Source organism: Mycobacterium venezuelense (assembly GCF_054919535.1).
This window is the reverse complement of the sequence record NZ_JBONDW010000014.1, coordinates 135895-148527: the sequence shown is the minus strand read 5'-3', so window position 1 is coordinate 148527 and position 12633 is coordinate 135895. Positions and strand designations below refer to the sequence as shown.

The window sequence follows — 12633 nt, the reverse complement described above, 5'->3', positions numbered from 1 at the left end:
TCGACATGGGCTCGATTCTCTCCGACACCGCCAACCGCGTCGTAGTCTGTTGCGGCGCAGGCGGAGTCGGCAAGACCACCACGGCGGCCGCGATGGCGCTGCGCGCCGCCGAATACGGCAGGACCGTCGTGGTCCTCACAATCGATCCCGCCAAGCGGCTGGCTCAGGCCCTCGGAATCAAGGATCTCGGCAATACGCCGCAACGGGTTCCGCTGGCCCCCGAGGTGACCGGCGAACTGCACGCCATGATGCTGGACATGCGTCGCACGTTCGACGAGATGGTGATGCAGTACTCCGGCACAGATCGGGCCGACGCCATCCTGGAGAACCAGTTCTACCAAACCGTGGCGACCTCGCTGGCGGGCACGCAGGAGTACATGGCGATGGAAAAGCTCGGCCAGCTGCTGGCCGAGGACAAGTGGGATCTGGTAGTGGTCGATACGCCGCCGTCGCGCAACGCCCTTGACTTCCTGGACGCACCAAAACGCTTGGGCAGCTTCATGGACAGCCGGCTGTGGAAACTGCTGCTGGCGCCCGGGCGCGGTATCGGCAAGCTGGTGACCGGCGCCGTCGGGCTGGCCATGAAGGCCATGTCGACCGTGCTGGGTTCGCAAATGCTTTCTGACGCAGCAGGTTTCGTGCAGTCGCTGGACGCCACGTTCGGCGGCTTCCGGGAGAAGGCCGACCGCACCTACGAGCTGCTCAAGCGCCGCGGCACGCAGTTCGTCGTGGTGTCGGCCGCCGAGCCCGACGCACTGCGCGAGGCGTCGTTCTTCGTCGACCGGCTGTCGAGCGAGCGCATGCCGCTGGCGGGGCTGATCCTGAACCGCACGCACCCGACACTGTGCGATCTGCACGCGGACAAGGCCGAAGAAGCCGCCGACGAACTCGCGGCCGACGATCCGAATTCGTTGCCCGCCGCGGTCCTTCGCATCCACGCAGACCGGGCACAGACGGCCAAGCGCGAGGTGCGGCTGCTGTCACGGTTCACCGGCGCCAATCCGCATGTGGCGATCGTCGGTGTGCCGTCACTGCCGTTCGACGTGTCGGACTTGGAAGCGCTGCGGGCGATCGCCGATCAGATCACCGGCGTCGCCGAACCCGCATAGGGTTCGCTCAAACAGCGCTTCGATGTTTGCGCTGGGCGGCGAAGAAGTCCGCCCAGGAGTTCACCTCAGGGTGCTGCTTGAGAAGCGCGCGGCGTTGCCGTTCGGTCATGCCTCCCCACACTCCGAACTCCACGCGGTTGTCGAGGGCATCGGCCCCGCATTCCAGGATCACCGGGCAGTGCCGACAGATAACTGCGGCTTTACGCTGCGCGGCCCCCCGCACGAACAACTCATCAGGATCGGCCTGCCGGCATCGCGCCTGCGATACCCATGCAATTCTCGCCTCGGCTTCACCGCTGTGGACCAAATTGGAGGTCGGAGTGGGAATGCTCATCTTGCCTGCGACAGTCCGTGTACCTGACACCAGCGATCCCTTCGTTCCAGCCATCTACCCCTGATGGCGGGCTGCGAGCCCTCCGGTGTAGAACGCTGATGCGATCTACGCCACATTGCGTCGAGGTGTGTTACCTGGATCGCACTGTGTGTCCAAGCTAGGTGGTCAGCGGGTATTTACGCAACAGTTTGCGACCCCCTTTTTTGGGACGGCCGTGCCGTCTGACCGCCCTTCTGGCCGTTGTCGGCGTTTTCCAGCGAGAACTCTGGTAAGGCGATGGACCCGCTCGCCAGGAAACGGCCTCAGCAAGCTCGTTAGTCTGTACCCATGCCGGAGCCGCCGAGTCGACCGCCAACCGCGGTCACGGTCATCAAGCTTGCTTGGTGCTGCCTGTTGGCGAGCGTGCTCGCGGCCACCTTCATGTTCCCCGTGGTGGGCGGATTCGGGCTGATGTCCAACCGGGCTTCCGATGTGGTTGCCAACGGTTCGGCGGCGCTCGTCGAGGGTGAGGTACCTCAGGTGTCGACGATGGTCGACGCCAAGGGCAACACCATCGCCTGGCTGTATTCGCAGCGCCGGTTCGAGGTGCCGAGCGAGCAGATCGCCAACACCATGAAGTTGGCCATCGTCTCGATCGAGGACAAACGGTTTGCCGAGCACAATGGCGTGGACTGGCAGGGCACGCTGACCGGCCTGTCCGGGTATCTGTCGGGCAACCTGGACACCCGCGGCGGTTCGACGCTCGAGCAGCAGTACGTCAAGAACTATCAGCTGCTGGTGGTCGCCCAGACCGACGCCGAGCGGCGCGCCGCCATCGAGACCACCCCGGCCCGCAAGCTGCGCGAGATCCGGATGGCACTGACGCTCGACAAGACCTTCACCAAGCCCGAGATCCTCACCCGCTATCTGAACCTGGTGTCGTTCGGCAACGGGTCCTACGGCATCCAGGACGCCGCGCAGACCTATTTCGGCGTCAATGCCTCGGAGCTCAACTGGCAGCAGGCCGCGCTGCTGGCCGGCATGGTGCAGTCCACGAGCGCGCTCAACCCCTACACCAATCCCGACGGTGCGCTGGCCCGCCGGAACCTTGTGCTCGACACCATGATCGAGAACATCCCGCAGGAGGCCGAGGCGCTGCGGGCCGCCAAGGAGCAGCCGCTGGGCGTCCTGCCGCAGCCCAACGAGTTGCCGCGCGGCTGCATCGCAGCAGGCGACCGCGCGTTCTTCTGCGACTACGCACTTGAGTACCTGGCACGGGCCGGCATCAGCAAGGATCAGGTCGCCAAGGGCGGCTACCTGATCCGCACGACGCTCGACCCCGATGTGCAGTCCACCGTCAAATCGGCGATCAACCAGTACGCACCTGCCGACATCGACGGCATCGCCAGCGTCATGAGCGTCGTCAAACCGGGTAAGGACTCCCACCCCGTACTGGCGATGGCGTCCAACCGGACCTACGGGTTGAACACCGACGCCGGCGAGACGATGCAGCCGCAGCCGTTCTCGCTCGCCGGCAACGGCGCCGGATCGGTGTTCAAGATCTTTACTGTGGCCGCTGCCATGGAAATGGGCATGGGCATCAACACCCAGCTGCAAGTCCCGGCCCAGTTCCAGGCCAAGGGTCTCGGTAGTAGCGACCGCCCCGGTTGCCCGGCGGCCACCTGGTGCGTCAGCAACGCAGGCGGATACCGCGGGTCGATGAGCGTCACCGACGCGTTGGCCACATCGCCGAATACCGCGTTCGCCAAACTCATCTCGCAGGTCGGGGTGCAGCGTGCCGTCGACATGGCGGTCCGGCTCGGCCTGCGGTCGTACGCGCTGCCAGGAACCGCGCGCGACTACGACCCCGAGAGCAACGAGAGCCTGGCCGACTTCGTCAAACGGCAGAACATCGGCTCGTTCACGCTGGGGCCCATCGAGGTCAATGCCCTCGAGCTGTCCAATGTGGCCGCGACGCTGGCCTCGGGTGGGACCTGGTGCCCGCCGAGCCCGATCGCCCAGGTGGTCGACCGCAACGGCAACGACGTGTCGGTGACCACCGAGACCTGCGAGCAGGCCGTTCCCGAGGGGTTGGCCAACACGCTGGCCAACGCGCTGAGCAAGGACGACCAGGGTCCGGGCACCGCGGCGGCCGCCGCTGGGTCTGTCGGCTGGGATCTGCCGATGTCGGGCAAGACGGGCACCACCGAGTCCAACCGATCCTCGGCGTTCCTCGGCTTCACCAACCAGTACGCAGCGGCCAACTACATCTATGACGACTCCACGCAACCGAGCGAGCTGTGCTCGTTCCCGCTACGCCAGTGCGGTTCGGGTGGCCTGTTCGGCGGCAACGAGCCGGCCCGCACGTGGTTCAGCGCGATGAAGCCGATCGCCAACAGCTTCGGCCCGGTTGCGCTGCCGCCGACCGACCCGCGCTACGTCGACGGCGGACCGGGCTCGCAGGTGCCGAGCGTGTCCGGCCTGGACGAGAACGCCGCCCGCCAGCGCCTCAAGGACGCGGGGTTCCAAGTGGCCGACCAGGCCAGCCTCGTCAACAGCAGTTCGCGCTACGGAACCGTCGTCGGCACCAACCCGAGTGGGCAGACCATCCCGGGCTCGATCGTCACGATCCAGCTGAGCAACGGCATCCCGCCGCCGCCACCGCCGCCGCCGGTCGGGTTCCCGTTGCCGGGCGGTCCGCCGCCCGAGATCGGCCAGACGGTGGTCAACATCCCGGGTCTACCGCCCATCACGGTGCCGGTTCTGGGACCGCCGCCACCGGCACCGCCGCCGCCGTGATCGGCATTCATGATCGCCGCGACGTGATGTGCGGTTGCCCACGCTGAAGCTGCGAGAATCGGTCAGTCACAGCATGTGGCAGTAGGCTGCGTGCATGTCAGCCGCATCGGTAGTCAAGAAGACAGCCGCCGTCGCCACCGGCTCACTGGTGGCCGGGATCGGCTACGCATCCCTGATCGAGCGCAACGCGTTCGTGCTGCGGGAGACGACCATGCCGGTGCTGGCGCCGGGCTCGTCGCCGCTGCGCGTGCTTCATCTGAGCGATCTCCACATGCGTCCCGGCCAGCGCCGCAAGCAAGGCTGGTTGCGTGAACTTTCGCGCCTTGAGCCCGATCTCGTCGTCAACACCGGCGACAACCTGGCGCACCCGAAGGCCGTGCCTTCCGTAGTGCAGTCTCTCGGCGATCTCCTCTCGGTGCCCGGTCTGTTCGTCTTCGGCAGCAACGATTACTTCGCGCCGCGGCTCAAGAACCCGCTGAATTACGTGACGAATCCGCAGCACCGGGTGCACGGCGAGCCGCTGCCCTGGCAGGACCTGCGGGCGGCGTTCACCGAGCGGGGCTGGCTCGATCTCACCCACACGCGCCGCGATCTCGAGGTCGCCGGGCTGCACATCTCGGTCGCGGGCGTCGACGATCCGCACCTCAAGCGCGACCGCTACGACACCATCGCGGGCAACGCCAACGCGGCCGCGAACCTGACACTTGGGCTTACCCACTCCCCCGAGCCTCGGGTGCTCGATCGCTTCGCCGCCGACGGCTACCAACTCGTGCTCGCCGGGCACACCCACGGTGGCCAGCTGTGCCTGCCGTTCTACGGCGCGATCGTCACCAACTGCGACCTCGACCGGTCGCGCGCCAAGGGCGCGTCACGGTGGGGCGCCAACATGCAGTTGCACGTCTCGGCGGGCATCGGCACGTCGCCGTTCGCGCCGGTGCGGTTCTGCTGCCGTCCTGAGGCGACGCTGCTGACCCTGGTGGCCGCGCCGACCGGAGGCGGGCACGTCGGGACCCGCGCGGGACAGTCCTCGCCGACCGTATCGGCGCGGTGAGCGCGCAGGCAACCAACATCAGCGCCGACGCCGCCCGACCTCAGCCACGCCAGTGGGTGGACAACGCGGTGCGGCTGATCGAGGCCGACGCCAAACGCAGCGCCGACACCCATCTGCTGCGGTATCCGCTGCCGACGGCCTGGTGCGACGGCGTCGATGTCGCGCTGTATCTCAAAGACGAATCCACTCACATCACCGGCAGTCTCAAGCACCGGCTGGCGCGGTCGCTGTTTCTGTACGGGCTGTGCAATGGCTGGATCGGCGAGAACACCACGGTGATCGAGGCGTCCTCGGGCTCGACGGCGGTCTCGGAGGCGTACTTCGCGGCACTGCTCGGCCTGCCGTTCATCGCGGTGATGCCGTCGTCGACCAGCGCGTCGAAGATCGCGCTCATCGAAGCCCAAGGCGGCCGTTGCCATTTCGTCGCCGAATCGTCGCAGGTGTACTCGGAGGCGCAGCGTCTTGCTGAGGAGTCCGGTGGGCACTACCTCGACCAGTTCACCAACGCCGAACGCGCCACCGACTGGCGCGGCAACAACAACATCGCCGAATCGATCTACGAACAGATGGGGCTGGAGCAACACCCGATTCCGGAGTGGGTCGTCGTCGGGGCAGGCACGGGCGGCACGAGCGCGACGATCGGCCGCTATATCCGCTACCGCAGGCATGCCACGCAGCTCTGCGTCGTCGACCCCGAGAATTCGGCCTTCTTCCCCGCTTATGCGCAGGGCCGCGACGATGTCGTCACGGGCGCGTCCTCGCGTATCGAGGGCATCGGGCGTCCGCGCGTGGAGCCATCGTTTCTGCCCGATGTCGTCGACCGCATGATCGCGGTTCCCGACGCCGCGTCGATCGCGGCAGCACACCACGTCAGCGCGGTGCTGGGCCGCCGTGTGGGACCGTCCACCGGTACCAACCTGTGGGGTGCGTTCGGATTGCTGGCAGAGATGATCAAGCACGGGCGCAGCGGGTCAGTCGTGACCCTGCTGGCCGACAGCGGCGACCGCTACGCGGACACCTACTTCGACGCCGAGTGGCTGACCAGCCAAGGGCTCGACCCGTCCGGGCCTGCGGCGGTGCTGTCCGAATTCGAACGCTCGGGCACCTGGGCCTGATCCGCGTCGGCCGTCAAGAACAGCCACAACGCGGCGACGGCGAAGAACCCCAGGTAAATGGCGGCGCCCAACGCGGTCATGTCTACTCCAGTCGTTTCCGAAGATCGTCCTTTGGATGAACTCAGTCTGTACAACACCACCGACATCCCGTTCCATCCCGATGCGCCGCAAGTCGCAGCGTGAGCTACGCCGCGACGCGGATGCCGATGGGTCGAGCAGCCGACTAGGTTCTCGGTATGGACCTCCGCCGCCCGGTGGTGTGGCTGGTGCCGTTGGTCGTCGCCGTCATCCAGGTGTTCGGCAGCACGGGGATGCGCCATCGCGGGCCCGACCCGCACTGGGTGCCGCTCAACTGGTTCGGCTACCTGCTGCTGATCGCGGGGCCGCTGGTCCTGCTGGCCCGCACCCGCTATCCGTACCCGGTCTTGCTGACGGTGCTGGCCATCACGATGTTCTACCTGCTGGCCGGCTTCGGCCCGGGTCCGGTGTTCTTGTCGGTTGTCGTGGCGTTCCTGCGGGCCGCGACCGTCGGCCCGCGATGGTGGACCTACCCGCTGCCCGTGCTCGGCTGGCTGGCGGCATGGCTGGTGCCGTGGCTGCGTGGCGTTCCCGGGCCGCCGTTGGAGGCCGTCGGTGCCCTTGGCTCGTGGCTGCTCGTGCTGATCGCGATCGCCGAGGGGCTGCGGCAGCGCCGCTCGGTGCTGGTGGCACGCCGGCAACGCCGCGATGCGATGGCCCTGCAGGCGCGGTCAGAGCAGCAGCGCCAGGCGTCGGCGGCCCGGCTCGCCATCGCCCGTGAGTTGCACGACGTGCTCGCCCACAGCCTGTCGATGATCAACGTGCAGTCGTCAGTGGCCCTCGAGTTGCTCGACGAGCAGCCGCAGCGGGCCGGCCCCGCGCTGGCAGCGATCAAAGAGGCCAGCCGCCAAGCCATTTCGGATGTGCACTCACTGGTCGCGGCGCTCCGCACCGAAGGCGGCGAGCCCACCGCACCCACACCGGGCATCGCCGATCTCGATGCTCTACTGGCACCCGCCCGGGCGACCGGGCTGACTGTCGCGACCGCGGTTCACGGTGACCCGCGGCCCCTGCCCGCGGTGATCGACGTCGCGGCCGCGCGCATCGTGCAGGAATCGCTGACGAACGTCGTCCGCCACTCGACCGCGCCCCATGCGGAGGTGACGGTCACCTACGATCCTGCGCAGCTGCGGGTTTCGGTGGACAACGACGGCCGCCCCCTCAACGACGGACCCTCCGAGGGCGGCAGCGGCATCACCGGTATGCGCGAACGCGTCAAGGCGCTCGGCGGCACGTTCACCGCCCGACGCGCTCCCGGTGGCGGGTTCAGCGTGCGGGCGACGTTTCCTCTCGACGAAAGCGACACCGCCCCATGATGATTCGCGTGCTGGTCGCCGACGACCAGGCTCTCGTGCGGGCCGGCTTCGTCGCGCTGCTCGACGCGCAGGATGGTATCGAGGTGGTCGCCGAGGCCGCGACCGGGACGCAAGCGCTCGCGGCCGCCGTCGAGTTGCGGCCCGACGTCGTGTTGATGGACATCCGGATGCCGGAGATGGACGGCCTGGCCGCCACCCGGGCCATCGCCGATGACCCCGCGCTGACCGGGGTCCGCGTCGTGGTGCTGACGACGTTCGAGCTCGACGAGTACGTGTTCGAGGCGATGCGGGCAGGCGCCAGCGGGTTCCTGGTCAAACACACCGAGCCGGCCGAGCTCGTGCGCGCGGTGCGGGTGGTGGCTGCCGGTGACGCGCTGCTCTCGCCGTCGGTGACCCGGCGGCTGGTGGCCGAGTTCGCGGCGCACGCCAAGACGCCGGCCGCCCCGGCACTGCCCGATCTGACCGCCCGCGAGCGTGAGGTGATGACCCTGGTGGCCGAAGGGCTTACCAACTCCGAGATCGGCGAACGGCTGTTCATGAGCCCGGCCACCGCCCGCACCCACGTCAGCCGCATCCTGACCAAGCTCGGCGCGCGTGACCGCACCCAGTTGGTGGTGCTGGCCTACGAGAGCGGGCTGGTCCGGCCGGGGTGGCAGGGCTGACGGGTACGCGCCCGCACGTATGACGATTCACGCCTGCGGGCCGATGCCCACGCCGTTCGCGCACAGCACGCTGGATGCATGAACATCTACGAAATCACCCCGAGCGCAACGACTTTCCTGGCCGAACACGGCGGGCGCTTCGCCGATCACGACTGGAATCCGTGGTTCGTCCTCATCCCCATCACGTTCTGGACGCTGGTGATCGTCGGCATCGTCTACCTGCTCCGCCGGTTCCGCGGGCGCCAAGGCGAACGCACCCTGCGCGACGCGTACGCCAAGGGCGAGGTCAATGAGGCCGAGTACCGCGAACGCCTGGCCGTGCTGCGCGAGACCCGTCGCTAGCCGGGGATTTGTCGATTTCGACACCAGGGTTGTAGATCCGCCCGATCAACGACCCTGGTGTCAAAGTCAGTGCGGTAACCGTTTGGCTTTCGACCACCCTCGTGCGATACGCTGTCGTGGCTTCACACGGGGTGTGGCGCAGCTTGGTAGCGCGCTTCGTTCGGGACGAAGAGGTCGTGGGTTCGAATCCCGCCACCCCGACTCACGTTGGTAGCAGTCAAAGGCCCTGCCTGGTTCTCCAGGTCAGGGCCTTTTTCGAATTCGGGTACCGCACTACTCGCGTCCTCGTGCCCGCCCGGCCCGACACTTCCTGCACTGGACTTGAGGAGGTGCCATGAGGCGAGACAGCGACAGGCGAAGCCCACGCGGTGTTGTGGTGTATCTGGCTGACTACCGGCAGGCCGGCGAGCAGCCGCCGCCGGATGAGGTAGCCGAGTCCGATGACCATCCGGCCGAGGGCACCATTCTGTGTTGGTAGCAGGCTCAGATTTCCCAGCCGGTCGCGTGGGCCTTGACCGCGGGTGCTACCCAATCGCGCAGGAAGTCGCGTAACCCGAAACCCTGACGCCGCCCGCCGGGGTCGACGATGAACGACTGCAGGATCCGCAGCATGAACTCGACGAGTTCGTCGAGTTCATCTTCGTCGAATCCTGCGGCGGGCCAGTCGACGTCGAAGCGTTGCAGGATGGAACGGCCGAACCCGATCGCGAGGTCAGAGGTCACACCCGCGGTGAACGCGCTGGCCTTGCCGGGCTGCATCACGAGGCTCAGGTACTTGTCGTGCGGCAACTGCTCGAAGGTGTAGGCGATGCCCTCGACCACGGCCTCGGTCGGATCACTGATCGAGCCCAGTTGCCGCGCGAGACGATCGAGAAAGCCCTCGACTGCCGACACCGCGGTCGCGGCCATCAAGGCTTCCTGAGTCGGGAAATATCGGTAGATCGTGGGACGTGTGACGCCGAGGGCCTGCGCGACCTCGGACACCGTCACGGTTCCGTTGGCGTCGATGGCACGGCGGGCCGCGTCGAGTATCCGGCCGGCAGCCTCGTCGTCGTCTGCGGGCATGTCACCCGACCAGCCATGCCTGCGCATGCCCTGATCGTCGCATGTAGGAACATCGGTTCTTGACAATACAATCGGCACCAGATGTATGGTCAACGCATGATCGGCAGCCCAGCCAGCAGTACCGATGAAGTCCTCACGCAACGAGCTCTGCACCACGCGCGCAACGGCACGACCGATATGGCCGACCGCGAACTGCGGGTGCCCCTCCACTACTACCGCGACCCCAAGATCACCGAGATCGAGGAATCGCAGATCCTGCGGCGGGTTCCGTTGGCGATCGTCCCGTCCGCGCAGATCCCCGACGCGAACGACTATGTCGTCCGATCGGTTCTCGGCGATTCGCTTTTGGTGACCCGTGATCGCACCGGCGCAGCACATGTGCTGCTCAACTACTGCCGCCACCGCGGCGCGATGCCCGCGTGCGGATCGGGCAACGCGTCGCGGTTCGTCTGCCCGTATCACGCCTGGACCTACAAGAACACCGGCGAACTGTTCATGGTCCCGGGCAAGGCGGGATTCGACTCGATGAATCAAAAGGACTACGGCCTGGTGGAATTGCCGTCCGAAGAACGGCACGGTTTCGTCTGGGCCGTGCTGACGGCGGACGCCGCAATCGACCTCGACAGTCACCTCGGTGCACTCGGACCCGAACTGGCGCAGTGGAACTACCAGTCCTACGGCTATCACGCGGATCGCGAGTTCCGGTCCGAGGTGTCATGGAAGGGCGCGCTCGAGGCCTTCGCCGAGGGCTACCACTTCCCATTTGTCCACGGCGAAAGCCTGATCGGGCAGAACACCCTGGCCAACACGATGATCTACGACGAGTTCGGCAAGCACCACCGCATCGGCTTCCCGTTCACCTGGATCAAGAACCTCGACGACGATCCCAGTGCCCCGCTGGACCCGTCGGCCAACATGGGCGTGATCTATTGGGTCTATCCGAATCTCATCCTCGCCAACAGCCCCGTCGGCGTCGAGATCATCGACATGCTGCCGGCCGGGGAACCGACCCGCTGCAGCGTCCGGCACAGCTGGATGGGTCGCATCCCCGCAACCGACGACGACATGCGCGCCGCCTACGACGCCGTCTACGAAGGCGTCCACGCCGCTGTCCGTGACGAGGACTTCGCGATGCTGCCGCAGTGCGGCGAAGGGGTCCGGCACGGCCAGCACGACCATATGATCATCGGGCGCAACGAGATTGCCGTCCAGCACATGATCAAGGTGTTCGCCCAAGAGCTCGGAGTTGCGCTCGCATAGGACCGCCAAGCCCATTGAACAGTTGACCAGTCCACTGGTCAGCTGTTTAAACTACTGAACATGCGTCCAGTCGAGGATGTCACTGCTCGCGCCCGTATCCGGGATGCCGCGATGCGACTGTTCGCGGAGCACGGCGTCAAAGAGACGACCATCCGCACGATCGCCGCCGAGGCGAATGTCGCGCCCGGCTTGGTCTCGCACCATTTCGGCAACAAGCAGGGCCTGCGCGACGTGTGTGACGGCTTCGTCATGGATTATCTGCGGCTCGTCATCGCCGAAGGGGTGGACGGCGAGGCGATCGCCGATCCCGGCTACCTCGCTGACGTCTACCAGAGCGCACCGATCGTGCTGCGCTACGTCTCACGCGCCCTGGTCGACGAATCACCCGGTGCGACAAGTCTCTTCGACAACCTCGTCGCACTCACCGAGGATTACCTGACCACCCATCCCCCACAGGGCCGCGCCGCGCAGCAAGACCCGCGCACCCTGGCCGCCGTACACGTCGCGATGAGACTCGGGGTATGGATCTTGCACCCGCACCTGGTCCGCGTGCTCGGCGCGGACGGCCTCACGCCCCAGGTACTCACGCGCATCAGCGCGGCCGTGCTCGACGCGATGTCACCGGACCTCGCAGGCGCCGATCTGATGTCGTTGGCGCGCAGTGGCTTGGACCGCTATCAGGAGGAGCAACAGCGATGACCGAGAAGGTGGCGCTCACCGGAGCGCAGGAGACGACTCTCGCCACGCTCTACGGCAAGGCGATGGAAAGCCGCCGCCCTGATTCGATCCTGCAGGACACCGAAGCCTTTGCCGCCCTGCAACGCATCGACTACGACTTCGGCAAGTTGCGGGTCCGCCGCAGCGACCACCTGTCGCTCGCGGTCCGCGCGAGGGCCTACGACACGTGGGCCCGCCGGTTCATCGACACCCATCCCCGCTGCACGGTCCTGCATCTCGGATGCGGTCTGGACACCCGCGCCTTCCGGGTGGCCCCGCCGCCGTCGGCCACGTGGTACGACGTCGATTTTCCCGACGTCATTGCCTTGCGCCACAAGCTCTTCGGCTCGGATTACGCGATGATCGCCAAGTCCATCACCGATCCGGCATTGCTCGACGACATTGCCGGGGACACGCCGGTGCTGGTTGTCGCCGAGGGTGTGACCCCGTACCTACCCGCCGAAGAGGGCGTCGCGTTGCTGCGCCGCATCACGGGCCACTTTCCGTCCGGCGAGCTGCTGTTCGACGGCTACGACAAGCGGGGCCTTTGGTTTCTGCAGCGCTACGGCTGCGTCAAGGCGTCGGGCGCACGCCTCGGCTGGAGCATCGGCGATCCGCATGACCTTGAGCGAGCCGTGCCCGGCCTGCGGTTCGACACCGAACTCTGGTACTCGGATGCGCCCGGCATGGATCAGCACCTGTCGGGCCTCACCCGGAAACTCCTGCGGGCCATCTACCGGATTCCGGCCCTGCGCCGGCTCGGCCGCCCGCTGCGATACACCTTCGGGAACTGACCGCCTGGGGCA

At 66.9% G+C, this 12633-nt stretch carries 13 protein-coding genes and 1 tRNA gene; 12 read left to right on the top strand and 2 right to left on the bottom strand.

All coding sequences use genetic code 11. The annotated features are described in order from the left end of the window. The first annotated feature begins 5 nt into the window (after positions 1-5). Positions 6-1109 carry an ATPase BagB gene (locus ACRCUN_RS22580; protein ID WP_462143904.1) on the top strand — a complete coding sequence of 368 codons (1104 nt, stop codon included), beginning with the start codon at positions 6-8 and terminating at the stop codon, positions 1107-1109. 7 nt (positions 1110-1116) lie between these two features. On the opposite strand, the gene ACRCUN_RS22575 is transcribed toward ACRCUN_RS22580, so the two are convergent. Next, positions 1117-1443, bottom strand: coding sequence for a WhiB family transcriptional regulator (locus ACRCUN_RS22575; protein WP_462143851.1), 327 nt, complete (start codon positions 1441-1443; stop codon positions 1117-1119). A gap of 327 nt (positions 1444-1770) precedes the next feature. On the opposite strand from ACRCUN_RS22575, the gene ponA2 reads away from it, so the two are divergent. From ponA2 to ACRCUN_RS22535, 8 genes are all read left to right on the top strand, one after another. Continuing rightward, positions 1771-4221, top strand: coding sequence for a transglycosylase/D,D-transpeptidase PonA2 (gene ponA2 / locus ACRCUN_RS22570; protein WP_462143850.1), 2451 nt, complete (start codon positions 1771-1773; stop codon positions 4219-4221). A 94-nt stretch (positions 4222-4315) separates the two neighbouring features. After that, complete coding sequence (locus ACRCUN_RS22565) at positions 4316-5272, top strand: metallophosphoesterase (RefSeq protein WP_462143849.1); 957 nt, start codon at positions 4316-4318, stop codon at positions 5270-5272. 17 nt (positions 5273-5289) lie between these two features. Beyond that, complete coding sequence (cds1, locus tag ACRCUN_RS22560; RefSeq protein ID WP_462143903.1) at positions 5290-6387, top strand: L-cysteine desulfhydrase Cds1; 1098 nt, start codon at positions 5290-5292, stop codon at positions 6385-6387. Between the two features lie 236 nt (positions 6388-6623). Beyond that, complete coding sequence (locus tag ACRCUN_RS22555) at positions 6624-7781, top strand: sensor histidine kinase (RefSeq protein WP_462143848.1); 1158 nt, start codon at positions 6624-6626, stop codon at positions 7779-7781. Further along, entirely contained in the window at positions 7778-8443 is a 666-nt protein-coding gene (locus ACRCUN_RS22550) for a response regulator (protein ID WP_462143847.1), read from the top strand. The genes ACRCUN_RS22555 and ACRCUN_RS22550 overlap by 4 nt, the downstream gene beginning before the upstream one ends. A 78-nt stretch (positions 8444-8521) precedes the next feature. Next, positions 8522-8785 (top strand): SHOCT domain-containing protein, encoded by a 264-nt coding sequence (locus ACRCUN_RS22545; protein WP_462143846.1) that lies wholly within the window; start codon positions 8522-8524, stop codon positions 8783-8785. 127 nt (positions 8786-8912) lie between these two features. Next, positions 8913-8986: transfer RNA gene (locus ACRCUN_RS22540), tRNA-Pro, on the top strand. Between the two features lie 133 nt (positions 8987-9119). Beyond that, entirely contained in the window at positions 9120-9263 is a 144-nt protein-coding gene (locus ACRCUN_RS22535) for a hypothetical protein (protein ID WP_462143845.1), read from the top strand. A 5-nt stretch (positions 9264-9268) separates the two neighbouring features. Here ACRCUN_RS22535 and ACRCUN_RS22530 read toward each other — a convergent pair whose 3' ends face one another. After that, positions 9269-9877 (bottom strand): TetR/AcrR family transcriptional regulator, encoded by a 609-nt coding sequence (locus ACRCUN_RS22530; RefSeq protein WP_462143844.1) that lies wholly within the window; start codon positions 9875-9877, stop codon positions 9269-9271. Positions 9878-9946: 69 nt separating this feature from the next. Here ACRCUN_RS22530 and ACRCUN_RS22525 point away from each other — a divergent pair, with 69 nt between their 5' ends. The 3 genes from ACRCUN_RS22525 to ACRCUN_RS22515 are packed head-to-tail and all read left to right on the top strand — an operon-like array spanning position 9947 to position 12621. Further along, positions 9947-11110, top strand: coding sequence for an aromatic ring-hydroxylating oxygenase subunit alpha (locus ACRCUN_RS22525; protein WP_462143843.1), 1164 nt, complete (start codon positions 9947-9949; stop codon positions 11108-11110). Positions 11111-11170: 60 nt separating this feature from the next. Next, positions 11171-11809 (top strand): TetR/AcrR family transcriptional regulator, encoded by a 639-nt coding sequence (locus ACRCUN_RS22520; protein ID WP_462143842.1) that lies wholly within the window; start codon positions 11171-11173, stop codon positions 11807-11809. Next, on the top strand, positions 11806-12621 hold the full coding sequence (locus ACRCUN_RS22515; protein ID WP_462143841.1) for a class I SAM-dependent methyltransferase: 816 nt from the start codon (positions 11806-11808) through the stop codon (positions 12619-12621). Before ACRCUN_RS22520 ends, ACRCUN_RS22515 begins: the two co-directional genes overlap by 4 nt. Positions 12622-12633: the final 12 nt, after the last annotated feature.

Bases quoted from the DNA above. Each gene is read 5' to 3' on its own strand.
- ACRCUN_RS22580 (WP_462143904.1), top strand. From the start codon at position 6: ATGGGCTCGATTCTCTCCGACACCGCCAACCGCGTCGTAGTCTGTTGC.
- ACRCUN_RS22575 (WP_462143851.1), bottom strand. From the start codon at position 1,443: ATGAGCATTCCCACTCCGACCTCCAATTTGGTCCACAGCGGTGAAGCC.
- ponA2 (WP_462143850.1), top strand. From the start codon at position 1,771: ATGCCGGAGCCGCCGAGTCGACCGCCAACCGCGGTCACGGTCATCAAG.
- ACRCUN_RS22565 (WP_462143849.1), top strand. From the start codon at position 4,316: ATGTCAGCCGCATCGGTAGTCAAGAAGACAGCCGCCGTCGCCACCGGC.
- ACRCUN_RS22555 (WP_462143848.1), top strand. From the start codon at position 6,624: ATGGACCTCCGCCGCCCGGTGGTGTGGCTGGTGCCGTTGGTCGTCGCC.
- ACRCUN_RS22550 (WP_462143847.1), top strand. From the start codon at position 7,778: ATGATGATTCGCGTGCTGGTCGCCGACGACCAGGCTCTCGTGCGGGCC.
- ACRCUN_RS22545 (WP_462143846.1), top strand. From the start codon at position 8,522: ATGAACATCTACGAAATCACCCCGAGCGCAACGACTTTCCTGGCCGAA.
- ACRCUN_RS22535 (WP_462143845.1), top strand. From the start codon at position 9,120: ATGAGGCGAGACAGCGACAGGCGAAGCCCACGCGGTGTTGTGGTGTAT.
- ACRCUN_RS22530 (WP_462143844.1), bottom strand. From the start codon at position 9,877: ATGCGCAGGCATGGCTGGTCGGGTGACATGCCCGCAGACGACGACGAG.
- ACRCUN_RS22525 (WP_462143843.1), top strand. From the start codon at position 9,947: ATGATCGGCAGCCCAGCCAGCAGTACCGATGAAGTCCTCACGCAACGA.
- ACRCUN_RS22520 (WP_462143842.1), top strand. From the start codon at position 11,171: ATGCGTCCAGTCGAGGATGTCACTGCTCGCGCCCGTATCCGGGATGCC.
- ACRCUN_RS22515 (WP_462143841.1), top strand. From the start codon at position 11,806: ATGACCGAGAAGGTGGCGCTCACCGGAGCGCAGGAGACGACTCTCGCC.